Here is a 23,597-nt window from a genome sequence, read left to right on the forward strand (position 1 = left end):
CGTATTACGCTTGTTCTACTTTACGAGCTAATCGTACTGCTGGAACTAATGCAGCTGCACCTAGAAGTACAATTAATCCCCCCATTAGCATGTAAGTTTGTTCATTAGATGCTGTATTTGGCATTGGAACAAAATGACCAGTTGCATTTAGCTCACGCTTTGCTTCCATCGCAACTTTCAATGAATTTACCAAGCTTTTAAAGTTAGCTGCTTGTACCATTCCTCTCGTTGGGTCAATTGTCGCAAGTAACTTTCCATCTAAATCTTTTAATTGAATTAATAAGTTATTACCCTTACTAATTGTATAGTTTAAAAGATCCAACGAATTTCCTTTTTCATCTACAAGTGCTACTTGTAGATGTGCAAGTTTCGCACTATCCAAGAATAAGCGAAGCATTTCTACTTTTTGCTCAGTTTTTAAGCTCATTAACCCTTGCTGCATGTGCAGCCGGTGTAGCGAATGCTGTTCAACCGAGAGCAAGTGCAGCGACTAATGAGCCTGTTTTCATGACACCTTTGAAATTCATGGCTATTTCTCCTTTTTATAACAATTTATTAATTTAAATATATCATAAGCAATCCTATGTAGGACAACCTAATTACAATTTCTCAAGATGAACCTCTTACACAAGGTCTAAAGACTAAACATTTTCTGATATAGATGATGAAAAAACAAAATGTTTAATTTGATACGTGATCATTGTTAGTAATGGTGGTAAAATCCCTTATAACAACTCGATGTTTTTGTGATAGCAGTTCTTTCACAACATGACTCCCGATATAACTCGCACCGCCGATTACCAGTATCACTTACCTACTTAAAATAAAAAAGTGCATTCAAAAAAAGAATGCACTTTTTATAATTTATTTCGTTACAACTTGCTTTGCTAATACCTCTTTAACAGTAGCGATAACTCTTTCTTGATCTTCCACTGTCATACTTGAACCAGAAGGTAAACATAAACCTTGACTAAACAGCTTATCAGAAATACTATCTGTATCACCATGAGTATAATATTTAGAACCTGCGAAGACAGGCTGTCTATGAAGCGGCTTCCAAACTGGACGCGCTTCAATATTTTGTGCCGCTAAAGCTTCAATCACATCTAAATACGTAACACCTGTTACCTTTTCATCAATTAATAATGTAGATAACCAACGATTTGGAACTGCATCTTCGAATTCTGGCATAAATGTAATTCCAGGTAATTCACCTAAAGCTGTTTTATAGCGAGTAAAAATATCACGACGTGCTTGCACACGATTATTTAATACTTCCAACTGCGCTCGTCCTACACCAGCCACAATATTACTCATACGATAATTATAACCAATATGACTATGTTCATAATGAACTGCTGGATCACGTGCTTGTGTCGAAAGGAAGCGTGCTTTTTGAATCGCCACTTCATCATTAGAAACAAGCATGCCACCACCAGAAGTCGTGATAATCTTGTTACCATTGAAAGAGAAAATACCAAACTTACCAAATGAACCAGTTTGCTTCCCTTTATAAGTTGTTCCAAGTGATTCCGCAGAGTCTTCCACAACTAGTACACCATACTTATCACAAACATCCATAATTTCATCCATCTTTGCACTTTGTCCAAATAAATGAACAACAATTACTGCTTTCGGAAATTTTCCTGAAGCTTTTGCATCTTCAAAAGCTTTCTCAAGTGCAACTGGAGACATGTTCCATGTATCAGGCTCTGAATCTATGAAAATTGGTTCGGCCCCTTGATACGCAATTGGATTTGCACTTGCTGCAAACGTTAATGAAGAACAAAATACAGTATCATCTCTATTAACACCTAACAGTTGAAGTGCTAAATGGATTGCTGCAGTACCTGCGCTAACAGCAGCGGCACTTTTCACTCCAATATACTCTGCAATTTGATGTTCAAATGCATCTACGTTAGGTCCTAGTGGCGCAATCCAGTTTTGCTCGAATGCTTGATTTACATATTTTTGTTCATTTCCGCTCATGTGTGGTGGTGATAAAAAGATTCTTTTGTTTTCCATGCTTCCATTACACTCCTTATGGTAACGTAACTTATTTTATAACTCTTGCGGGTGAACCTACTGCTGTACAAGAAGATGGTATATCATGAATGACTGTTGCTCCTGCACCAATTATACTCCATTGGCCAATTTTTCGATTCGGGATAACAATTGCCCCTGCACCTATTTGTGTACCTTCATTAACAAAGACTGTTCCCGTTAACGTCGCATTTGGAGAAATATGTGCAAAATCACCAATCTGATTATCATGTTCTATCACTGCTGCAGTATTAACAATAACATGCCTTCCAATTATAGTATCCGCATTAATAACTGCTTTAGGCATAATAACAGTTCCAAATCCAATGGAAGCAGACTCACTCACTACAGCAGTTGGATGAATAATTGTCTCATAACTTCCATCCTTCAATTCTAACTGCTCAACTATCTTTTTTCGTACAGCATTATGTCCAATCGCAAGCACAATTTTAAATCAAATCTCTTCTATTATTTCTTTAATAGACGAGATTGGTCCATAACATATGCCCTGGTCCTCACTTAAACATTCATATTTATCATCAAATATAGCAACAATCTCATAACCTGTATTTGCATAAATCATATCTATAATAACTTTCGCATACCCACCTTGACCAATTAAAGCTATCTTTTTCATTTCACCACTTCTTTATTTGAGTTTAATCCTGTAAATTTCTGCATCGTCACATGACCTTGTTGACCAATCCCTTCTGATTTAAAAACCTTTGCAACTGTTAAAAATAAAATCTTTATATCTAACCAAAGGGACTGATTATCCACATACCAAACATCTAATTTAAATTTATCTTCCCAAGAAATTGCATTTCGTCCATTTACTTGCGCCCATCCAGTAATACCAGGGTGCACTTCATGACGTCTAGCTTGTTGGGAGGTATACAGTGGGAGATATTCCATTAATAATGGACGAGGTCCTACTAAACTAATATATCCTTTTATTACATTAATAAGTTTTAGTAATTCATCTAGACTTAACTTTCTAAGTAATTTACCAAATGATGTTAAACGAACATTATCTGGTAAGAAATTACCCTCTTCATCTTTTGCATCTGTCATTGTACGAAACTTGTATACATAGAAGGGGTTTCCATGTAAGCCTGGACTTTGTTGTTTGAAAATAATAGGACTACCTAGTTTGAACCTTACAAGAAGAGCGACAATTAAAATTATAAAAGACAACAACATCAGAATTAAAACTGCTGTAAGAGCATCAAAAGCCCTTTTCATAATATCCATCACACGCCTTTAATTATTTACTAATTGCTTCTTGACACTTTCTAAACCTTTAATTTCATATAAATTATTAAAATTAATATACATTATTTCTGGGTTTTTACATTTCACACAATTACGTGTATCCAGGATAACAGTTTTTTTTGCATGTTCTAAAATACTGGTCTCATTTAGATTCTTAAATTCATTATGATCTGTTAAAACAAGTACACAATCTGCATCTATAATCGCTTCTTCAAAGTCATATAGATTAAATACTACTTGTTGTTGATGGACATGTGGATCATGTACCGCTACTTCATATCCTTTAGCTGTTAATAAATCTACAATTGTCATCGCAGGACTTTCTCGAACATCATCAATATTTCCTTTATAAGTAATGCCTAGAACAGCAACCTTCCCATTACTTGGAACTATTTTTTCTATTTGATCTGTAATAAATATCGGCATAGAATTGTTTATTTCTCTAGAATTTGAGATTAGTACGGATTGTTCTGGTGCCTTTTCGATGATGAAATAAGGATCGACTGCTAAACAATGGCCTCCAACACCTGGTCCTGGTAGGTGTAGATTCACACGCGGATGATGATTAGCTAAACGAATTACATCTAATGCATCAACATTTAACTCTTGAGAAATTTTGACCAATTCATTTGCAAGTGCAATATTAACATCACGATACGTATTCTCCATTAACTTAGACATTTCAGCTGTAACAGCAGTAGTCTCTAATATCTGTCCTGTAACGAAGCCACGATATAGCTCTGCAGCCTTGCTAGTAGAAATATCATTGATTCCCCCAACAATTCGTGTATTTTCAACTAACTCAATTAATATACGTCCTGGTAACACTCGTTCTGGACAATGGGCTAGATAAATATCTTCTCCTACAATCCATCCATGTTCTTTGAAAATTGGCGCCACTACATCATCAATTGTTCTCGGAGGAATTGTAGATTCAACAATAACTACATTTCCTGGTTTTACAAAGGGTACAATAGATTTTGTCGCCCCAATTACATAATCTAAGTTTGCAGTATGATCTGCATTATGCGGTGTTGGTACCGCAATGATATATGCATCTGCATGAGTTGGTTGAAGACTAGCTTTTAATCTTCCCTTCCCAACCATTTCTTTAACTAATTCTCCCAAACCAACTTCCTCAATGTGGATTTCCCCTTGATTAATCATTTCTATCGCAATTGGATTTACATCTACACCTGTTACAGTATAACCAGCTTTTGCAAACATTGCTGATGTGGGTAATCCAATATAGCCTAGTCCTACTACGCATAAATTTTTACTCATTGCTATTTCCTCCTATTTGATTATACTTTCAATTTCTTGAATGTATTTATGTGCTAAAGCTTTTCGACTAAATTTCCTTTGCACGTATTTATAACCTTTAAGACCCATTTCATCTAATCGTTCTCGATTATGATAGAATTCTAATATTTTCTCTTTAAACTGGATAATATCTTCAGGATCAACATAAACTCCACATCCACTTTCCTCTACTAATTCTCTAGCAGCTCCATCAATTCCAAGTAAAATCGGTTTTGCACATGACATATAATCAAACACTTTATTAGGATATACTGTTTTAAATGTATCTACCTTTTTTAAAACTGCAGTACAAATATCTGAAGCATTACAAAAATCAGGAATAACTGCCTTTGGTTGCGAGTCAATAAATATAACATTTTGTAGCCTTTCACTCTTAACTCTTTTTTTCAGTCGTGCTTTTTCCATCCCATCTCCAACTAATAGAAAAGCTATATCTTCATATTCTTCGCATGCCTTCGCAAGATTTAAAAGACTATCTAAATTATTCGCTAGCCCATGTGCCCCCATATAAGTAACGACAAACTTATTTTGCAAACTGTATTTTTCACGAACCCAGTTATCTTTTTCACCTGGTTCGAAAATATCTAAATCTGCCCCATTTGGGATAAAAGTTATTTTATTTGGAGAAATATGTTTCTTCTCAATTAATACATTACGAAACGCAGGAGTTAAAACATTGATTTTATTCGCAAACTTATAAGACATTTTTTCAACAAAAAAAGCCATTTGTATTAATGGCTTACTCTTTAAAACCCCAGTATCAATAGCCGATTCTGGCCATAAATCTCGAACTTCAAATATCATCGGTATTCTTTTAAACCATTTTGTAAAAATACCAGTAACCCCAACAAATAACGGCGGAGAAGTTACAATTACAATATCATGACTTTTCACCCTGAAAAGAATAGCTGTTAATGAAGAAACTGTAAACGAAAAGTACCCCCATAGCCTTCCAAAAAATGACTTATTATAAGCTTCAGATACATATGTTCTTAGTACTTTTACATTCGGGGAATACTCCTCTGCTACAATCCATTTTCCTTTATACTTCTCTTCTTTTTTACCCGTAGTGTAATGTACAGTCCCAGCCACAACTGTAATCTCATGTCCTTGCTCTTCCCAATACTTAACAAATTGATTAAATCTAGAACCACCTGGGTCATCTTTTCCTAAAAAATACTGATGAAGTAATAAAACCCTCATAATTTTTATGCTCCTACTGATTTATTTTTTTATAATACTCTATAAGTTTTTCCGATTCTCTTTCCCAATTAAATTTTTCATAAATATATTTCTTTCCATTATTAGATAAATAACTTTTCAAATTTTCATCCGAACCAATCTTCAATATCAGATCTGCAATCTTGTTTATATTTTGTGGATCTACAAAATATCCCGCATTACTACACCCTATTTTCTTTTCCCATTTCGGGAAGTCACTTGCAATAAATGGGATACCTAAAGTCATATACTCGAAAATCTTATTGGGGCTTGTCTCAGCATGATCAACAACATCTAATATTGTACATAAACCTATATCTGATTTTATTACATATGAAAAAGCTTTCTCTTGAGGAAGCTTTCCTAAATAGTCTACATATTTCCAACCATTCAATTTCTGAAGCTCATTTATTTCTTTTGAATCTGGACCAATTAGCCATAATCTGCAACTATAGGTCTTATTTATTTCTTCTAAAGCTTGTACTATCTGTCTCAAACCCCGTTGCTCACTGATTCCACCAACGTAAACCACCCTTATATAGCTACTCTTTGAGATTAGCTTACTTAATTCATAAGCCCTCTTTATTAGTTCACCCTGATGAATTGGCGCATTCTCAATTAACAATGCATTTTTATATTTGGCAAGTAAACCTTCTTGTGTAACAATAAATCCATCAAAACACCTTGATGCCATTAACTCTAAACTTGTAACTACTTTAGCAATAAGTTTCCTATAAGAATAGGGAATCCATTCCCGAATTAATATTCTTTTTGAAAAATCTTCGTGAGTATCATAAATAACTTTTTTATTAAACATTTTCAACAAAAATCCTAATAATATCGTGTCAGGATTATGCAAATGAACTATTTTAGACCTTGTCTTAAGTATTTTACAAAGTAATTTAGGTTGCAAGATAATTCTACTTAAAAAGTTTTTTGATTTTGGAATTGCGAAGATTTGTATATTACCTATTTTCTCATCATAATCTTTTCTAGCAAGCAAACTAACCTCATAACCACTATTTTCTATAGTTTTTGCTTGTTTTTGGTATACCCTTATATCCTTATAATCGTGTATAGGAGAAACTATACATACCTTCTTAGCTTGATTCATATGCATTCTCCTCCATTATTTAATCTGAAATCTTAGAAAACAAATCTTTAGCTACATTTTCCCACTTATACTTAGGAATGATTTCATACCAATATTCTTTTTTATCTTTATTTTTAACGAACTCTTTTATCATTTCTTTAATTTCTTGCGCATTATTATAAATAATGGGTCCCTTATCGACGTCCTTCATTAATTTACCAACTGGATCTTGATTATTAGCCAATATGGTTAAAATAGGTGATTTAACTCCGAAATACTCGTAGACTTTTCCAGGGATCTGACAACCATATTTATTGCCCCACAATAATAATCCATCACTATTATGCATATAATCTTGCGCCTCTTCATAAGGAACCCGTGATAGAAGAGATACACATTTTATATCTTTTAATTCTTTTTTAATCTTTAAATTATCAACTCCTCCTACCAAAACTATATTAATTTGATCAAAAATATCCTTCTCTTCCTCTTCTAAGGCTTTCAATGCTTCAATTAAAGGCCTAGTATCTCTCAACTCAGTATATATTTCACCAGTATGCACTAAATTAATTTTATCCTTTTTTAATAAACCTATGAATTTCTTTGAGTTTTCTCGTGAATATTCTTCAAATCCCCTATAAACAATGGCAGTTCTACTTTTAGGTATACTATAGCTACTTATATATAAATCCCTTGTTTCCTCAGTAGTAAATAGAAATTTATCACTCTTTTTAACAACATTACGTTCCAACCACTTTTCAACATTACGTTTTAATAAACTTTCTCTGGATCTATAATATTCAAATGTCCAAGGATCACTCCAATATGTTATCCATTTCACCTCTGGGTTATTTTTTTTTAATTTCAAGCCAGCTAAATGACAAGAAGGGGTTTCATGCGTTGAAATAATGATATCTACTTTATTTTTTTTTATTAGTTTATCTCCTATCTTGGCGGCATTGTTTTTCCATTCAATATAAGAATCTGGAATAGCTAAATTCCTTTTTATAGATGATTTTAAAATATTTTTTTTGCTAGCCTTCGCAGGAGAATCATTACCAATCTGCCTACTCTTCTTAGGATAAATTCTTTTATATATTGATCCCATATCTACTCTAATTACTTTAATGTTTGTATTTATTTTATATAAAAGCTCTTCATCATAATTTATAAAATCTTTAGGATAATCTGGTGTGAGTACCATCACTTCATTCCCCATCACCTGCAAATGATTAACATAATTTAATATTCTAATACTCGCAGAATTGTTTATAGGCGGAAAGTGATTTGCTATAAATAAAATCTTCATGTCCCTTTAGCCCCTTAAATATCAATAAAATTTCAAAATACTGTACATTGTTATACCAATTAAAATCATAAAATAAACTATCACCAATGGCATTTTCTTATGTTTAAAATATAAATTTGCATTCTGATACCCATAAAAAGCTAACAAAATCATAAATGGATAGAATAAACATATATGTCTAATTGTAAAAGATAACATGCTTACAGAAATATAAACTACAATAAAGCTAAACATAATTGTTGCTACATTACTATTTGAAAAAGACTTCCTAATTCCAATTAATACATAAGGCATCAAAAATAATTGCACAATAGTACCTATACTTAAAAAATCCCGCTCCAATTCAGATGAAAGAATAGGAAAAGGAGTAATAGATAAATATACAACTCTTAGAAAAAAACCCACATATAAAGGGGCATTAAAAACGTATTGAGCTAAACCATCAGTTCTCTCCGTTCTATAATCAGCATAAATTTCATAGTAATTAAATATTGTATTAACTAAAGAAGTATTAAAAATGAGTATAAATAACAAAACAATTATAGAAATACTCATTATATTTTTTAGTTTTAATGGTTTATTTTTCGAATTACGGTATGCTGCCCACATTGTAAATATTATCTGAATCACTAAAAAGTAAGCCGACATATAACGAATTTCATAAAGTATTACAAATAATATAAACATTCCACAAATAGCCATAGATTTTTCCCATAAATTAAATTTATAAAAACCTAATGCAAGGTATATTACAAGTACCATTATGAAAGTAACTACAATATCTCTAAAAACATGCGCAGCATTAAAACTCATTATGGGTGAGCACCCTACTATTACTGCTGCTAGAAAAGCAAACCTTTGTTTCAACCCCATATAATTCATACTTATTTTATATACAAATACAGAAATAAAAGCCAGCAATAAACCATTAAAAAAACGAGGAACTAGTGTATGGTATCCATCAAAAAAAGATGCAATTCGAAAGAATATACTTACCAAGTATGTGTATCCTAACGAGTTAGACATCCAAAAAATTTCTTTAAGACTAGAATAATCAAAAATACCTAAACTTTCATACGCATATGCTGCTTGTTGTTCGTAAACTAAATCATCACTTCCACCAATATAATAAGGTACTCCATATCTATCTATATATATGTAGTACATTAAAATACTTATTAAGACATTAAAAATAAAGATAATATGAAATAACTTAACCTCTTTACGTCCTAATCTTAAGGTTAAGATTGTGCCTATAAGATAAAAAAATACTAAAAAAACTAATGTTGTAAGCATGTATAATTTACCTCTTAACTAACGTTTTTTATCCGTTTCCTTAAAAATAATTCTTTTAATTCTATAATTAGTTGCCGTTGAAATACCAAAGAAGCCGTTATGTAAAACACGGCTCCCAACGAAACCACTAAAACTAGCTGAATTGTCATATCTAACTGCTTTATAAAATTCAGTATCACCAATACAGTTCCCATCATAACTAATGAAGCTTTTATAGAACTCATAAAACTTTCTAAAAACTCTTTCAAACAAGAACCCACTAATGTTCGAATCACAAATGTGTAATTTGTAATTATGTATACCACTTGATGGCAACAATATCCCATAGCTACTCCCGTTATTCCACCAAAATATGCTCCGGTGATAATTAAGGGCACTTGAGAAAACAGCATAAAAAAGTGCCACTTAAATCCTAAATCTACTCTTCCCCTGGCCATTACTAATGCCCCAATTGGATTGACAATAGCTCTTGTTATTCCAACAAAAGAGAGTATTTGAATAAGTAATACACTAGGCATCCATTTCTCTCCAAAAATAACAGGAACTAAAATTGGAGCAGATATAAATAAACCAAAAAAATAAGGGAAATTTATACAACTCAAAATCTGAATGATTTTAAAGTATGATTTTTTTAGCAAAGATATATCATTTTGCATCTTAGAAAATATAGGAAATGCCACTCTTGTCACTATGGGATTAATCTTTGAAATAGGTAATATTATAAGATTGAAAGCAATAGTATAATAACCTAGAGCTTTTGAACCAAGTAGACTTCCAATAATTATATAATCTAGATTAGAATTGATGTAATGAATTGTTCTTTCACCTAATTGATATAAACCAAAACTTACGAAAGATTTCACTTCACTAAATCTAAAGTACATCATAGGCTTCGATACATTTTTACTAATAAAAACATATCCACACATTTTCATAAAGTTAATAAATATTTGACCAATAACTAATGAGTAGACATCATAGCCTATATAAGCAAGAGTTATGGTTAATAAAAAACCTGATATAGCCGCTATTATTTCTATCTTTGCTAGAATATCAAATTTAAGCTCTTTTTGATGTAAAACCATAGATTGTTGGCCTATTGGATTAATCAAAAATATTACTGCTATTAAGCATAATAAAATGCTTAATCTTGGTTCATGATAAAAATATGCTATAACTGGAGTAAATCCAATAATAACTAAAGTTAATAATAACCCTAACATTATATTAAACCAATAAAGACTCGATAATTGTTTTTTAGTTAAATTCTCTTTATAAATTATAGCGTTAGTAATTCCCATATCCGAATATAATTGAGCAAACCCTACAACTACCATAATAGTAGTCATTAATCCTAATGATTCAGGCGGAAGTATTCTAGATACTATAACCAATTGAATTATTTGTAAACTAGAAACAATTAGTGCTGATGTTGTAGTCCATTTAGCTCCACTAAATGCTTTTTGCTTTAAATTTGTAATCATACAAGGTATCCTCTCACCTAACTTAAACACAAAGGTAATAATTTTTTAATAAATATCATATTTTTTTCCACCAAGTGCTGTTAAATATTCATTTTATCTATTACTTTTTGACGATTATTAGTTAAATCTAATAAGAAATCTCTTAAATGATTACCTTCTAAATTAGAAATATATTGTACTAAATACGGTAATTTGGCACTTAATTCATGATTAGATTTACCAATGTATATCTTGGGATAAATTTGCTCTTTATGCACTTCATCATCCTTTAATAATTCTTCAAAAAGTTTTTCCCCAGGGCGTATCCCAGAAAACTTAATTCCAATATCCTCGACCTGATAACCAGATAGTTTAATAAGATTTTTAGCTAAATCAACAATTTTAACAGGTTCCCCCATATCAAGAACGAAAATCTCCCCACCTTTAGCTAAAGATCCAGCTTGAATAACCAAACGTGAAGCCTCTGGAATTGTCATAAAATAACGAATCATATCAGGATGTGTAACAGTAACCGGTCCACCCTTTTGAATTTGTTTCTTAAATAAAGGAATAACACTACCACGACTTCCCAGTACATTGCCAAAACGAACAGCTACAAAACGAGTATTACTGACTGTGTCCATATGTTGCACAATCATTTCTGCAATACGCTTCGTTGCCCCCATTACACTTGTTGGGTTAACAGCTTTATCTGTAGAGACCATAACAAATGTGTTTATACCAAAAGTAGCCGATGCTTCCGCAATATTTTTCGTACCAATAATATTATTTTTTACAGCTTCCTCTGGGTTCCTTTCCATAAGTGGAACATGTTTATGTGCCGCTGCATGATACACAATGTATGGGTTATGCTTCTTCATCACTTCAAACATTTTATTACGGTCTTGCACATCTGCAATTTCTGTTGTAATTTCGATGGAATCTTTATATAGTGAACGCAATTCCATTTCAATTGTATAAATGCTGTTCTCACCGTGACCAAGTAATACAATTTTACCTGGTTTAAATTTCATGACTTGGCGACACAGCTCGGAACCAATTGATCCTCCAGCGCCAGTTACTAAGATTGTTTTTCCTGTAATCTTTTCGCCAATACCTGCATCATCTAATTTCACAGGCTCACGTCCTAATAAATCTTCTACTTGTACATCACGAAACTCATTAACAGAAACTTTCCCATCCAGAATATCTTCTAGCATTGGCACAATTTGTGTTTTTGCCTTCGTTTTTGTACATGCTTCAAAAATTCCATTCACTTCTTTACGACTAAGGGAAGGAATAGCAATAATAATATGTTCAATTTGATAACGATCAACGACCCGTTGAATGTCTTCTCTTGTTCCTACAACAGGGATATTGTATATTTCTAACCTTTGTTTCCTTAGATCATCATCAACAAATGCTACCGTTTCTAAATGTGCCTCATAACTTTTTTGAAGCTGACGTACAATCATCGCTCCTGCTGAACCCGCTCCTACAATTAATGTACGAGCTTTATCTGTTTTCTTTGAAATGTATGTATCACGGAAAATACGCCATATAAATCGTGAACCACCAATAAGTAGCATATGGAACATCCATGCGATTGCTAAGATGCGGAAATAAATATCGTGATTAATAACTTGCTGAACGATTGCAGTCACGATAATAGAGAATGTAATGGCTTTGAAAATATTTTCTAACTCTCCTATACTTGCATACTCCCAAGCTTTTTTGTACAACTTGTAAATTGCAGCAAACACATGATGACTACAAAGTAACGTAATTGAACTAATAATAAGTGTAGTTGGAATATTGTCTAATGCATTAGGATGAATAAACCAGTAACTCAAGTATACCGATGTTAAAACAATGAATGAATCTAATAATACTAATAATGAGAGCCTATTTTGATAACTCAAGACACACGTTCCTTTCTTTTATATAACTTTAAAATAAGAGTCCTTCCCACACCTAACATTTTATAAACCATGCCCTATATTTAAAAACAGCCTATTTTTCAGTTATATACAATCTATACGTTTAAAAGTTCTTTCTGTACAAGTTCATTCATATACTTCACAAGTTCATCTTTTAATTCATCATGCTGAAGCATCATTTCAATCGTTGTCTGAATAAAACCTAATTTCTCCCCAACGTCATAACGCTTACCTTCAAAGTCATATGCAAATACACGTTGAATTTCATTTAATCGCTGAATCGCATCCGTTAGCTGAATTTCTCCACCCGTACCTGTTTGTTGGTCTTCTAGGAACATAAAAATTTCTGGTGTTAATACGTAACGCCCCATAATCGCTAAGTTCGATGGTGCTGTTCCTTGCGCTGGTTTTTCCACAAATCTGCTCACCTGATAACTGCGTCCCTTTTGTTCTAATGGATCGATAATACCGTAGCGATGTGTTTCATTTTCCGGCACTGTTTGTACACCGATTACTGATGATCTCGTTGCTTCATATCAATTCATTAATTGACGTAAGCATGGTGTTTCCGCTTGAACAATGTCATCACCAAGTAATACAGCAAACGGTTCGTTGCCAATGAATTTACATGCGCACCATACAGCATGCCCGAGTCCTTTTGGTTCTTTTTGTCTTATGTAGTGAATGTTAATTTGGGAAGACGCTTGTACTTTTTCAAGCATTTCGTACTTCCCTTTTTCTAGTAGATTTTGTTCTAGTTCAAAGGAGTGATCAAAGTGATCTTCAATTGCACGCTTTCCTTTACCCGTTACGATGATGATGTCTTCAATTCCAGATGCAATTGCTTCTTCCACAATGTACTGAATCGTCGGTTTATCAACGATTGGCAACATTTCTTTCGGCATTGCTTTTGTCGCTGGTAAAAATCTTGTCCCCAGCCCAGCTGCTGGAATGATGGCTTTTTTTACTTGTTTCAACTTGTATTGCCCTTTATCCTTTATTATATTTATATATAGATATAATAAAGGTTCCAACAATTTTATAATCATAGCAGGCATCTAACCCGACCTCACACCATGCTTTTGACAACAAGCGTGTCTAAGGTAAAGCTTACTCTACCCACAGCATAGTCGAGTGTCTCCATTGATATTGGTTAGGAGGCATCACCAAATGTTTATACTTAAAAGAGACCCAGTATTTTCTTACGTCGCACCTGTTCTGGTTCTTCTCGGTAAATTATCTTCCCACTTATTAGTGAATATGTATTTTCTTTGAAATAATAAAGTGTAGAGCTCCCAAATGACTTCTCTATTACCTCATATGCTGCTTGTAAGTGAAATGAGCGCGTTGTTGTGTTATGGGCATCTGATGATATGACATGTGCTAAATGGTGTTCAATGAGTTGTAACGAAAATTTCTTGATTTTCTTTCCGAACTTTCCTGTTACACTCCCCGCAGTAATTTGCGTGAGTGCGCCTTGAGTTACGAACTTATACAATACTTGAGGGCGTTCGATGATTTCCGTATTTCGCTCTGGATGCACAATGATCGGCGTGATTCCTTTTATACGCAGTTCATATAACATTTTTTCTGCATAGCGCGGGACATGATTTGCTGGGAATTCAATTAATATGTATTTATCCGTACGATTCAATGTAACAATTTTACCCAATTCGTAGTCTTCTAACAATTCTCCATATAACCTGATTTCTTGACCAGGTAAAATGGTTAAATTAATGTCTTCTTCTTTCAATCTATCATTTAACTGCTTTACCTGATGAAGAATGCCTTCTGCTGGATTAATATAAACACCATTTTGATGATGCGGAGTGGCAACGATTGTATGAATACCTTCTTTACATGCTGCCTTTGCCATCGCGATACTATCTTCGATTGATTGTGCCCCATCATCGATACTCGGCAAAATGTGACAATGTAAATCAATCATTCCCTTACACCTCTTCTCTATCTATTCTTCATTTACTCTTCACATTGTGAATATAAGAGGAAAAGAAGATGTCTCCTCTTTCCTCTCATCTATTTAGTTAGAACTGTAATAATAATACTCAGATCCTGTTTGTTCTTTATCATTTAGAATAACGCCAAGTAATGTACCCTTTGCGCCATCAAGTGCTTGTTTTGCTCTAATCGCCGTATCCTTTTCTGTTACGCCACTTCGGACAACTAGTACAGAAGCATCACATTGATTTGCCATGACTTGCGCATCAGTAACTGGTAAAATCGGAGATGTGTCAAAGATAACGAGATCATACATGCCATATGCTTCTGAAAGTAGATCTTTCATCGAGTTTGACCCTAATAATTCCGCTGGGTTTGGTGGGATTGGCCCACATGGCAGGAAGTTTAAATTTCTAATTTTTGTATTTTCTACACATGTCTCAAGTTTTTTACTACGTGTTAATACACTTGTTAAGCCAAAAACATTCTCAACTTGTAACATGTGATGTAGTGCAGGCTTACGTAAATCCGCATCAATGAGTAATACTTTTTTACCTTGCTGTGCAAAGACTATTGCAATGTTAGCAGCTGTTGTTGTCTTTCCTTCACTTGAATTAGCGGATGTAACTATAAGAGAACGAATTTTTTTATCAACGGATGCAAATTCAATATTTGTTCGTACATTTCGATATTGTTCCGAAACAAATGATTTCGGTTGTTCATATGCAATAAGCCGACGACGTGCGCGTGATGCTTTTTTCTTAAGAACCAATTGTATGCCCTCCTACTCTCTTTGCCCTTGACGGACTTCTGCTTTTCACCTTATCTTCTTCTATATGAGAAATCACTCCAAGAACTGGTAGACCTAGAAATTTTTCGATATCTTCTTCTTTTTTGAATGTGTTATCTAAATATTCTAGTAAGAATGCAAGTCCGACAGAAGCCATTAAGCCAATGACAAATGCAATAGCTACATTTAACATCTTATTAGGCTTAATTGGAGATTGCCCTTCCGCTACTTCTGCTTTTGATAGGATTGTTACATTATCCACACTCATAATTTTTGCAATTTTACTTTTGAATACTTCCGCTGTTGTATTTGCGATATCACGAGCTAATTTTGCATCTTTGTCTTGTACTGTAACCGTAATAACTTGCGAATCTTTCTCATTAGCTACGTTAATTTTGTTATTTAATGCTCCAGTTGACATATTCAGTTTCAACTTTTCTTTCACTTGATCTAAAATAACTGGGCTTTTCACAATAACTTTATATGTATTTGTTAATTGAAGACTTGTTTGTACTTCCCCAGGTTGGAAAACACCCTCTTGTTTCTTTTGGTTAACAAGAATTTGCGTTGAAGTTTGGTAAATCGGCGTTATAAAGTAGAAACTTACAATTGCGCTTACAAGAGCTGCCCCAATCGTAATTGCGATGATCATAACTAAACGTTTTCTTAAAATAGTAAATAGTTCTTTCAAACTTATTGTTTCTTCCATGCCTTCCTCCAGCTTCCAATAATTTGTCATAAATTCCTTTATAAATAAATAAAATGTCAGATTTGCGGCTGACAATAAGAATCTAGTATCTAGTCCTAATCATGTTTAGTCCTAGACAACTATTTAACATATTACATAACTTACATTAGTATAACAATAATGGTTGAGAAATTCATTTAATAAATTGACAAATATTATAATGACAAATTCGACAAATTTAGATATCCTTTGTCGGGTATGGGTTTACATTTACCATATATTGATAATATGTGAATATAGTTAGTATTATTAGTGAATATATTATAAATTCACCTGTATATTTATAATAACTCGTTTAAAAAACACTTTCCATTATAAATTTTCATTCTATTTTTCAACAGCGTTTCTAGACGCTAAGTTGAGAAAGTTTTCCCGAAAATCCCTTATGTTATTTAATCAAACGTTTGTTTAAATAAAGAGAACCTACCTATCAACAAATTCTCTTACTTTTCTTTTATTAAAAAGGAGGTGAATGAAAAGTTTATTTTCATTCACCTCCCAACTTATCATATCTTTATTCTTTCTTATCACCAAGCGCGAATGTAACCTCAGCTTCACAAGCAATTTCACCGTTTACAGTTGCGACTGCTTTTCCTTTACCAATTGGTCCACGTACACGTGTCATTTCCACTTCTAAACGAAGTTGGTCACCTGGACGTACTTGACGCTTGAAGCGGCAGTTATCAATACCAGCGAAGAATGCGAGGCGTCCACGATTCTCCTCTTTTTTTAATACCGCAACAGCACCCACCTGCGCTAATGCTTCTACAATTAGAACACCTGGCATCACAGGATAATCTGGAAAGTGTCCATTAAAGTATTCCTCATTTGCCGTTACATTTTTAATCCCAACCGCACGCTTTCCTTCTTCTACTTCTAGAATTTGATCGACTAGTAGAAATGGATAACGATGTGGAATAATTTCTTTAATCTGTTGAATATCTAGCATATCATTCTCTCCTTATATACCAAATTGGTCATACCACCAACACACTGTCCTTATTATCCCATTCTCTATTGTTTTTGTCACGAAAAACAAGAAATGCTTTCTACCCAAAATATCTATTAGGAGTATTCATACAAAAAAGATACACCCTTTTCCCTTCGCTAATCGGTATAACAAAATAATAGCAATTAACACGGAGGTTGGAAAAAGGTGTATATCAAAGTTAGGGAGAGGCAATATACATTATTTGCCTCATGTGTCGTATTCATAGCTCATTATAAAGGACAAAAATAAGAAAGAAAAATTTAATATTTACTGCTTTTTACCATTATAGCCTTAATTTTCTACAAATTTCTACAAATTTCTTCATTTTTCTTATATTATCTTAAATAGCATATCTAGAAATTAAGATTCGCAATCCAGAACACTATGCTTTATAAAAAAATAAATCTTCGTGAATTAGCCTTTAATAAAAATCCTATAAAATATCATCACAAAAGATATTTTTAAATTTTACATAAATATCCAATACAACATATAAATTCTTTTAAGTCTATTTAACAATACATGAAATAATATATAACTAATTAAGAAATTGTTACTTTTCCTTGTTTATCTGTTAACTAAGGCATCCTGAAGGATTTGAGAGAAAAACTCAAATGAAATAAAAAGAAATACTTATATAATATTCTTCACTATCTCTCTTTCATCTCCTCAAATCGTTTCCCTTCTTAATTACTTATATAAAATTAGTAGCAATTCAAAATACCAACAATTCAGTAGGCACTACCTCTCATTAATCACTGACCATAAAAATGTCTACAAGGTGCTTCAAAATATATTATCACAACTACACTAATAAACCTTTATATACAAAAATAGAAAAGACCCCTAGTCCTAAAGACGAGGGGTCTCGCTGCTTTTGTTATATGGTATAAATAAAATCAGGTTCCATGTTAAATTATAACACGGATATTTATACATGTATATAGATGGTATATTAATAAGTCACAAAAAGTATTTCTCATTTTTTTACTGGTCACACAATTAAATTAAGCTCATATTTCCATAAAAAGACCAGTACACAAATACCAATTATACCCCAAACCATAAATAATCAAATTGTGTTACCGACCCGAAAGAAATAAAGGCAGTGTATTCCGTGAATTTATAAAAAACAATTATAACAAGTCATATTTAAATGTTTACTTTGGCCTGTTGTCCAAGTAGGCTACTAAACAAACCACTTTCATCTTTCGCCAGTTGTGTGAAACTACCATGTTGAATAATTTGTCCTTGATCCATTACAATTACTTGGTCAGCTTTACGTATAGTAGATAATCTATGTGCAATGACAATAATTGTCATGCTTCCTTTCAATCTTTCCAATGCTTCTTGTATTTTCGCTTCATTTTCAGCATCCAACGCACTTGTTGCCTCATCTAATACTAAAATAGAAGGCTTTCGAAGTATCGCTCTAGCCAGAACAAGACGTTGTCGTTCTCCCCCTGAAAGTTTGACTCCCCTGTCGCCAATCATTGTATCCAATCCTTGTGAGAGCCTACTAACAAACTCAGCGGAAGCAGAAAATTCCAAAGCTTCCCAAAGCTGTTCCTCACTTGCATTTGGTTCAACCATTCTCAAATTGTCTCTTATACTGGCATTGAATAGAAATGGATCTTGAGGAACATAGCTAATAGATTTTCTCAATGATAATAGGTCCTTACTTATCAACGGTTTGTTATCTATTAATAGCTGACCGCTCTCTGGCTGCATAAGTCCCATTATGATATCAATTAATGTACTCTTTCCAGCACCAGAACGCCCTGAGATAGCTGTCATACAATTTGCAGGAATACGCAAATTAATATCTTTAAGTGAGTACACAGCATTTTCTTTATTGTAGCGGAAAGAGATATTCTGACACTCAATAGATTGTTCTATCTGCATAGGATTTATACAATCATAATCCTGCTCTATATCTTGCAATTCTATACTTTTCTTACACTCTTCCTGTAATTGCAGCAAATCTTTAAAAGCGGGAAGATTCGCTGCAATTTGTTCCATGTTTGATTGTATACCTGCAAATCGTGGCCACAAACGAGAAAATATAAGAATAATTAATAATAATTGCTCCGTTTTCGTCTGAAACAACTTAACAGATAGAAAGATAAGAATAGCAATGAAAACAGCTGATGCAATTTTATAAAAGAGTTGAGAATTATTTCTCACCTTAATATATGCAAACTGTTCACGTTCCACATCTTCCACCCAATTACGTAACCACATATAACGAGATCGTTCTAGTGTATTGCTCTTAATATCCTTAATTCCATTAAAATGATCAGTTATACCTGCAAGATACGCTTTTGAATTCTCTGAGGTTCGACCACCTAATCTTTTTGACTTTTTAATAAATCTTCGTGAAAGAAAGGCAAGTACCACAGCGCAACATAGTACAAAAATTGTTATATCTGCCGCTAACCAAAAAGCGAAACCAATCTGTATAAATGTAAACATTAAAGAAGTGAGCAACTGTAAAAATAAATTAGTGCCTGCGCTAACACGCCCTAATTCCGTTGTCAAAGAATTGATAAGATCTGATTTTCTCTTTTTCACAAAAAAACTCCAGTTGGCCTGCAACAATCCACGATAAGTTTCCAATCTCAAATGATTAATAAAACGTATCTGGATTTTCGCATTACGAACTGTTATATTCCTTTGCAAAAGCGCTTGTCCCACGACCAATATAATATATATTCCTAATACAAGTGGTAATCCTAAAGTAGTTGGAAACTCACCTAGGAATCCAAGAACCCCTGAAAGAGGGCTTGCCTGTTCATTCATCTTCGCAATACCGCTAATACTTATCATAGGAATTAATAATAAAATGCCGATTCCTTCTACAAGACTGACCAATACCATTCCCATGAGATTAACAATGAGAATGTTTCCAGTAAAAGAGTATAACCGCTTTGTAAAATATAAAATATTTCTCATTTTCACTTCTCCTTACGGTACCTCATTTCCCTCCAAATCCATAAAACCGGCCGCAAAGGGAAATATAAAACATGCAGTTGTTTTGGCAGTGGTAAAGTTTCCACATCCTGAGGATAAGGATACAACCAACTAAGATGAAACAGTAGCTTCTGAGAGCTTGTCTTTAACAAATATAAATATCGCTCATGATATTTTGAAACTTCTTCTGGGACGGGATCTGTATGCAAGTTAATCATATTTTCCAAGTAATATATAGCAAGCTGCGCTAATTGCGTTACCCTTCTCCCTGACATTAATACTTTTGCCTCTTCTTCTATTATAAGAGTATCTAAAAGCTCAGAAGATAAAATAAGCGCCTGGCCTACCAGTTGCTTACATCCATATCTTTCTAACATAACAGTGAGTTCTTTCCAATCTATTTCTTGCCTTACCATACGGTCAATGTCTGTTAACCATCGAAGCCTGGACCAACCATGCCTAGTCCCATGAGTCACAAGAAACATAAACAAATCCTCTCTACCTAAAAAATAGACAGGATAATTTGTGACAGGACTCGTCCTCTTTCGCCCCCATAACTCATCGAAGCGTGGTTCCTTTCCCGGTCCTGGGTGTAGTCGCCAATGAATCTCCAATTTCACCTTACTTATCGGATGCATGTAAGTTGTATGGTGGCGTCTCCACTTCCATTCATTCATAACCGTCGGAAAATCATCCTCTTTGACATAACCATTCTTTACAAGTAATTCGTTCACTTTTCCAAGATCATCTATAGGAACAAGAGCATCCAGATCCCCTGATGTTCGAAGGGAAACATCTCCATATAGATTTGCACCAAGAATAGGGCCCTTCAAAAATAGAAGTCGAAGTTGGTTTTCAGCAAATAATTTACTTACCTTTCCCATTTCTCCACTTAAATGAAGCATATGGAATGTATTCCTTTTAAAATATGTACTTAATACTTGCACAACATTTGATGGAACTAACTGTTTATCAATAGATTTCATTTTTGGATAAATGAACGCGTACATACGATGATGCAGCGCCAGTTTCAAAAATTTGTTCCAATCAATATTTATGAACCAGTCTCCCGGAATTTCTTGTATCTCTTTATCTTCCTTCTTTATAATTTCAAGTAACAATTTTAGTTCTTTAGGTAAATGACTCAAATCAAGATTACAACCGGTATACATCTCATTCTCCTTCAAGATTTTTTTACCCTATCCTTTTTGCAAATTTACCAACAACAGTAAATCTCTTCATTTCTTCTACGCCAGTAATATAAAAGGGCCCGCTACGTAACCACGCATGGGCAATCATATTTCCTGTCTCATCTTTCGCGGTCCCTAAGTAAAGGGTACTTTCAATTTGACGCTTCTCCAACATTTTCATTGCAGCGATAGCTTTAACGAGACACTGGCTTTCCCAAAATGTATAACGGCTCATCATATGCACTGCTTGAGAAATTTTCCTTAACGTAATCTTTTCCGATTCATCATAGCTTAAAGACGTTTCTGCCATATGAATTCCTAATATTGGAGCAGCTTTAGAAAATGGTATACTTTTAAGAATACGAGCCCAGCCTAAATAAAAGAAAGCTTCTATAAGTAATAATTTTGTTCCCATATCGAACGACAAGAAAGCTTTGGCTTTATTTATGATATTCATCGATCCTACTCCTAATCTATTAAATCTGGAACGTTCAATTAAAAATCAAAGTTTTTCATCAACCGAGATTAACCCTTCTGCATACAAATGATTTAAGAAAGAGAGTACTTGTTCCTTACATTCTGCCTCTTCAATCATATATCGAGACAATAATATATCAATCACTTGATTGACAGATATTAATTCATTAATTAAACTCCAAATTTCACCACCTATACCTCCCAAGTTATAGTATTTCCCATTATGGATGCTCATCATCACTTTCTCCCCATCCATATCGCTCACTACATTTTCCTGACCTTGTACAACAAAACTGTGTAATGAAATTGTTTGTTTACTACTCATTATTTTTCCTCCTCTTTTAAAGACTCTAGAATTTTGGATACTAAATCATGTGCCGTAAACTTTGAAATAGGACGTCTCAATTGAAACATATCTATTTTGTTTACGATATTTGTAGAATGCATAAAATGCCATTCCATCATCCCCAATCGTGGGATTAATGAATTCCTATATGTATGACGCAGCAATGTGCGTAGTCTCTCCAGTCCTTCAATCTGCTGAAGTTCAACATCCCCATTTTCTACTTTCACTAATTCGAATACACCTGCCAATGGTAATGGCTCCTCGAAAAAGTTAGCTGTAACGGGGACAGCATATTTAGTTTCCCTTTCAAATAATGGCTGATAATGCGCTGTCTCCATTCCAAACTGATCAAGACTCTCTTTCCATAACTTTTGTTGCGGGTAAGATGGTGTAACAAAAGGAGTATTATCCTCAGAAAGAGACACAGCAATTACATCATCGCTTAAAAGCTGATAGCCTTTGCTTAAAAGAGCTGATGCAAGAGTTGATTTTCCAGCTCCCGATCTTCCTACAAAAGCATACGCCTTTCCATTGATGGCTATTGCACTTCCATGCAGAGGGAGTATTTTTCTCTGCATCAACAATGCCCCCATACAAGTCCCAAGAATATAAAGCCGAATCTTATCTTGATCAGACCCTTTCATAGGTGAAACAATAATTTTTTCTCCATTTTGAATACAAAACGTAGCAGTTTCGGGGATTTGAAACATAATTAATTCTTCTTCAACTACAAATACTGACTTCGGAGAAGATAACTCTCCCCATAATTGGGATAAATCTGCAGTTTCTATTTTTACGTCTACTTCATTTTCGTAATTACTTACTTGAGGCAATTCCGGCAGGGGAATCTCACTTAATAGGGCTAATCCGAAGGCTTTGTAAATCTCTTTCTTTACAGTATGTATCATCTTTCTCACTCCAAATAGTTGAAAAATTGATTAAAAAAAACCCTTATACCGTAATTAAACTATATAAGGGCTGTAAAGCATATAAATCTCATTTAAATATTAGTGCATTAGCTGTGGTGAAGTGCGCCTTGCTCATCCTCATCTTCAAAAACTTGGTCAACAAGTCTCTTTCCAGGTCCAGCCATTGTCATGTTGATATCAAGCACTTCTAATACTGGTGATTGCCATTCTTGTTTCATAATTTCACCCCCT

At 33.7% G+C, this 23,597-nt stretch carries 21 protein-coding genes and 2 pseudogenes; all 23 read right to left on the reverse strand.

Going from position 1 to position 23,597, the window contains the following annotated elements; genetic code table 11:
* Positions 1-4: 4 nt before the first annotated feature.
* The 23 genes and pseudogenes from ORL93_RS17740 to ORL93_RS17850 all read right to left on the reverse strand — a co-directional run bounded on the left by ORL93_RS17740 (position 5) and on the right by ORL93_RS17850 (position 23,584).
* The gene (locus ORL93_RS17740) at positions 5-442 is read right to left on the reverse strand and encodes a hypothetical protein (protein WP_255299146.1); all 438 of its coding nucleotides are present in this window, start codon (positions 440-442) and stop codon (positions 5-7) included.
* Positions 443-681: 239 nt separating this feature from the next.
* Positions 682-810, reverse strand: coding sequence for an NAD-dependent epimerase/dehydratase family protein (locus ORL93_RS17745; RefSeq protein WP_141556348.1), 129 nt, complete (start codon positions 808-810; stop codon positions 682-684).
* Between the two features lie 54 nt (positions 811-864).
* Positions 865-2,025: an aminotransferase class I/II-fold pyridoxal phosphate-dependent enzyme gene (locus ORL93_RS17750; RefSeq protein ID WP_097795182.1), complete on the reverse strand. Its 1,161-nt coding sequence runs from the start codon at positions 2,023-2,025 to the stop codon at positions 865-867.
* 31 nt (positions 2,026-2,056) lie between these two features.
* Positions 2,057-2,680 (reverse strand): annotated as a pseudogene (locus tag ORL93_RS17755) (acetyltransferase).
* Positions 2,677-3,288, reverse strand: a complete 612-nt coding sequence (locus ORL93_RS17760; RefSeq protein ID WP_309534122.1) for a sugar transferase — start codon at positions 3,286-3,288, stop codon at positions 2,677-2,679. The pseudogene ORL93_RS17755 and the gene ORL93_RS17760 overlap by 4 nt, the downstream one beginning before the upstream one ends.
* An 18-nt stretch (positions 3,289-3,306) precedes the next feature.
* A complete protein-coding gene (locus ORL93_RS17765; RefSeq protein WP_265959332.1) occupies positions 3,307-4,602 on the reverse strand; it encodes a nucleotide sugar dehydrogenase in 1,296 nt (431 codons plus the stop codon).
* Positions 4,603-4,614: 12 nt separating this feature from the next.
* Positions 4,615-5,844 (reverse strand): glycosyltransferase family 4 protein, encoded by a 1,230-nt coding sequence (locus tag ORL93_RS17770; RefSeq protein WP_098017559.1) that lies wholly within the window; start codon positions 5,842-5,844, stop codon positions 4,615-4,617.
* A 13-nt stretch (positions 5,845-5,857) separates the two neighbouring features.
* A complete protein-coding gene (locus ORL93_RS17775) occupies positions 5,858-6,976 on the reverse strand; it encodes a glycosyltransferase (protein WP_265959333.1) in 1,119 nt (372 codons plus the stop codon).
* Between the two features lie 19 nt (positions 6,977-6,995).
* Entirely contained in the window at positions 6,996-8,264 is a 1,269-nt protein-coding gene (locus tag ORL93_RS17780; protein ID WP_098017562.1) for a glycosyltransferase, read from the reverse strand.
* A 21-nt stretch (positions 8,265-8,285) separates the two neighbouring features.
* Positions 8,286-9,560: a hypothetical protein gene (locus ORL93_RS17785; protein WP_098017563.1), complete on the reverse strand. Its 1,275-nt coding sequence runs from the start codon at positions 9,558-9,560 to the stop codon at positions 8,286-8,288.
* Positions 9,561-9,574: 14 nt separating this feature from the next.
* Positions 9,575-11,044, reverse strand: a complete 1,470-nt coding sequence (locus tag ORL93_RS17790; protein ID WP_033796574.1) for an MOP flippase family protein — start codon at positions 11,042-11,044, stop codon at positions 9,575-9,577.
* A gap of 80 nt (positions 11,045-11,124) precedes the next feature.
* Entirely contained in the window at positions 11,125-12,945 is a 1,821-nt protein-coding gene (locus ORL93_RS17795; RefSeq protein ID WP_265959334.1) for a polysaccharide biosynthesis protein, read from the reverse strand.
* Between the two features lie 113 nt (positions 12,946-13,058).
* Positions 13,059-13,940: pseudogene (gene galU, locus ORL93_RS17800) on the reverse strand (UTP--glucose-1-phosphate uridylyltransferase GalU).
* A 203-nt stretch (positions 13,941-14,143) separates the two neighbouring features.
* Positions 14,144-14,911, reverse strand: coding sequence for a tyrosine-protein phosphatase (locus ORL93_RS17805; RefSeq protein WP_097795176.1), 768 nt, complete (start codon positions 14,909-14,911; stop codon positions 14,144-14,146).
* Between the two features lie 93 nt (positions 14,912-15,004).
* Positions 15,005-15,694, reverse strand: a complete 690-nt coding sequence (locus ORL93_RS17810; protein ID WP_097795175.1) for a CpsD/CapB family tyrosine-protein kinase — start codon at positions 15,692-15,694, stop codon at positions 15,005-15,007.
* Positions 15,684-16,421: a YveK family protein gene (locus tag ORL93_RS17815; RefSeq protein ID WP_265959335.1), complete on the reverse strand. Its 738-nt coding sequence runs from the start codon at positions 16,419-16,421 to the stop codon at positions 15,684-15,686. The genes ORL93_RS17810 and ORL93_RS17815 overlap by 11 nt, the downstream gene beginning before the upstream one ends.
* Before the next feature lie 553 nt (positions 16,422-16,974).
* Positions 16,975-17,409: a 3-hydroxyacyl-ACP dehydratase FabZ gene (fabZ, locus tag ORL93_RS17820; protein WP_003202177.1), complete on the reverse strand. Its 435-nt coding sequence runs from the start codon at positions 17,407-17,409 to the stop codon at positions 16,975-16,977.
* Positions 17,410-18,603: 1,194 nt separating this feature from the next.
* The gene (locus ORL93_RS17825; RefSeq protein WP_097795173.1) at positions 18,604-20,406 is read right to left on the reverse strand and encodes an ABC transporter ATP-binding protein; all 1,803 of its coding nucleotides are present in this window, start codon (positions 20,404-20,406) and stop codon (positions 18,604-18,606) included.
* 2 nt (positions 20,407-20,408) lie between these two features.
* Positions 20,409-21,596, reverse strand: a complete 1,188-nt coding sequence (locus ORL93_RS17830) for a nucleotidyltransferase domain-containing protein (RefSeq protein WP_265959336.1) — start codon at positions 21,594-21,596, stop codon at positions 20,409-20,411.
* Positions 21,597-21,618: 22 nt separating this feature from the next.
* On the reverse strand, positions 21,619-22,071 hold the full coding sequence (locus ORL93_RS17835) for a lasso peptide biosynthesis B2 protein (protein WP_001021513.1): 453 nt from the start codon (positions 22,069-22,071) through the stop codon (positions 21,619-21,621).
* Between the two features lie 45 nt (positions 22,072-22,116).
* The gene (locus tag ORL93_RS17840; RefSeq protein ID WP_000095761.1) at positions 22,117-22,416 is read right to left on the reverse strand and encodes a lasso peptide biosynthesis PqqD family chaperone; all 300 of its coding nucleotides are present in this window, start codon (positions 22,414-22,416) and stop codon (positions 22,117-22,119) included.
* Positions 22,416-23,345 carry a hypothetical protein gene (locus ORL93_RS17845; RefSeq protein WP_003202169.1) on the reverse strand — a complete coding sequence of 310 codons (930 nt, stop codon included), beginning with the start codon at positions 23,343-23,345 and terminating at the stop codon, positions 22,416-22,418. Before ORL93_RS17845 ends, ORL93_RS17840 begins: the two co-directional genes overlap by 1 nt.
* A gap of 107 nt (positions 23,346-23,452) precedes the next feature.
* Positions 23,453-23,584: a paeninodin family lasso peptide gene (locus ORL93_RS17850; RefSeq protein WP_000808480.1), complete on the reverse strand. Its 132-nt coding sequence runs from the start codon at positions 23,582-23,584 to the stop codon at positions 23,453-23,455.
* Positions 23,585-23,597 lie beyond the last annotated feature (13 nt).

Origin of the sequence: Bacillus sp. DHT2 (assembly GCF_026241455.1) — a bacterium.
GTDB classification, from domain to species: domain Bacteria; phylum Bacillota; class Bacilli; order Bacillales; family Bacillaceae_G; genus Bacillus_A; species Bacillus_A pseudomycoides.

What these genes read in the sequence shown, in the direction of transcription:
- ORL93_RS17740 (WP_255299146.1), bottom strand. Translation starts at nt 442, where the DNA reads ATGCAGCAAGGGTTAATGAGCTTAAAAACTGAGCAAAAAGTAGAAATG.
- ORL93_RS17750 (WP_097795182.1), bottom strand. Translation starts at nt 2,025, where the DNA reads ATGGAAAACAAAAGAATCTTTTTATCACCACCACACATGAGCGGAAAT.
- ORL93_RS17760 (WP_309534122.1), bottom strand. Translation starts at nt 3,288, where the DNA reads ATGAAAAGGGCTTTTGATGCTCTTACAGCAGTTTTAATTCTGATGTTG.
- ORL93_RS17765 (WP_265959332.1), bottom strand. Translation starts at nt 4,602, where the DNA reads ATGAGTAAAAATTTATGCGTAGTAGGACTAGGCTATATTGGATTACCC.
- ORL93_RS17770 (WP_098017559.1), bottom strand. Translation starts at nt 5,844, where the DNA reads ATGAGGGTTTTATTACTTCATCAGTATTTTTTAGGAAAAGATGACCCA.
- ORL93_RS17775 (WP_265959333.1), bottom strand. Translation starts at nt 6,976, where the DNA reads ATGAATCAAGCTAAGAAGGTATGTATAGTTTCTCCTATACACGATTAT.
- ORL93_RS17780 (WP_098017562.1), bottom strand. Translation starts at nt 8,264, where the DNA reads ATGAAGATTTTATTTATAGCAAATCACTTTCCGCCTATAAACAATTCT.
- ORL93_RS17785 (WP_098017563.1), bottom strand. Translation starts at nt 9,560, where the DNA reads ATGCTTACAACATTAGTTTTTTTAGTATTTTTTTATCTTATAGGCACA.
- ORL93_RS17790 (WP_033796574.1), bottom strand. Translation starts at nt 11,044, where the DNA reads ATGATTACAAATTTAAAGCAAAAAGCATTTAGTGGAGCTAAATGGACT.
- ORL93_RS17805 (WP_097795176.1), bottom strand. Translation starts at nt 14,911, where the DNA reads ATGATTGATTTACATTGTCACATTTTGCCGAGTATCGATGATGGGGCA.
- ORL93_RS17815 (WP_265959335.1), bottom strand. Translation starts at nt 16,421, where the DNA reads ATGGAAGAAACAATAAGTTTGAAAGAACTATTTACTATTTTAAGAAAA.
- fabZ (WP_003202177.1), bottom strand. Translation starts at nt 17,409, where the DNA reads ATGCTAGATATTCAACAGATTAAAGAAATTATTCCACATCGTTATCCA.
- ORL93_RS17825 (WP_097795173.1), bottom strand. Translation starts at nt 20,406, where the DNA reads ATGAGAAATATTTTATATTTTACAAAGCGGTTATACTCTTTTACTGGA.
- ORL93_RS17830 (WP_265959336.1), bottom strand. Translation starts at nt 21,596, where the DNA reads ATGTATACCGGTTGTAATCTTGATTTGAGTCATTTACCTAAAGAACTA.
- ORL93_RS17835 (WP_001021513.1), bottom strand. Translation starts at nt 22,071, where the DNA reads ATGAATATCATAAATAAAGCCAAAGCTTTCTTGTCGTTCGATATGGGA.
- ORL93_RS17840 (WP_000095761.1), bottom strand. Translation starts at nt 22,416, where the DNA reads ATGAGTAGTAAACAAACAATTTCATTACACAGTTTTGTTGTACAAGGT.
- ORL93_RS17845 (WP_003202169.1), bottom strand. Translation starts at nt 23,345, where the DNA reads ATGATACATACTGTAAAGAAAGAGATTTACAAAGCCTTCGGATTAGCC.
- ORL93_RS17850 (WP_000808480.1), bottom strand. Translation starts at nt 23,584, where the DNA reads ATGAAACAAGAATGGCAATCACCAGTATTAGAAGTGCTTGATATCAAC.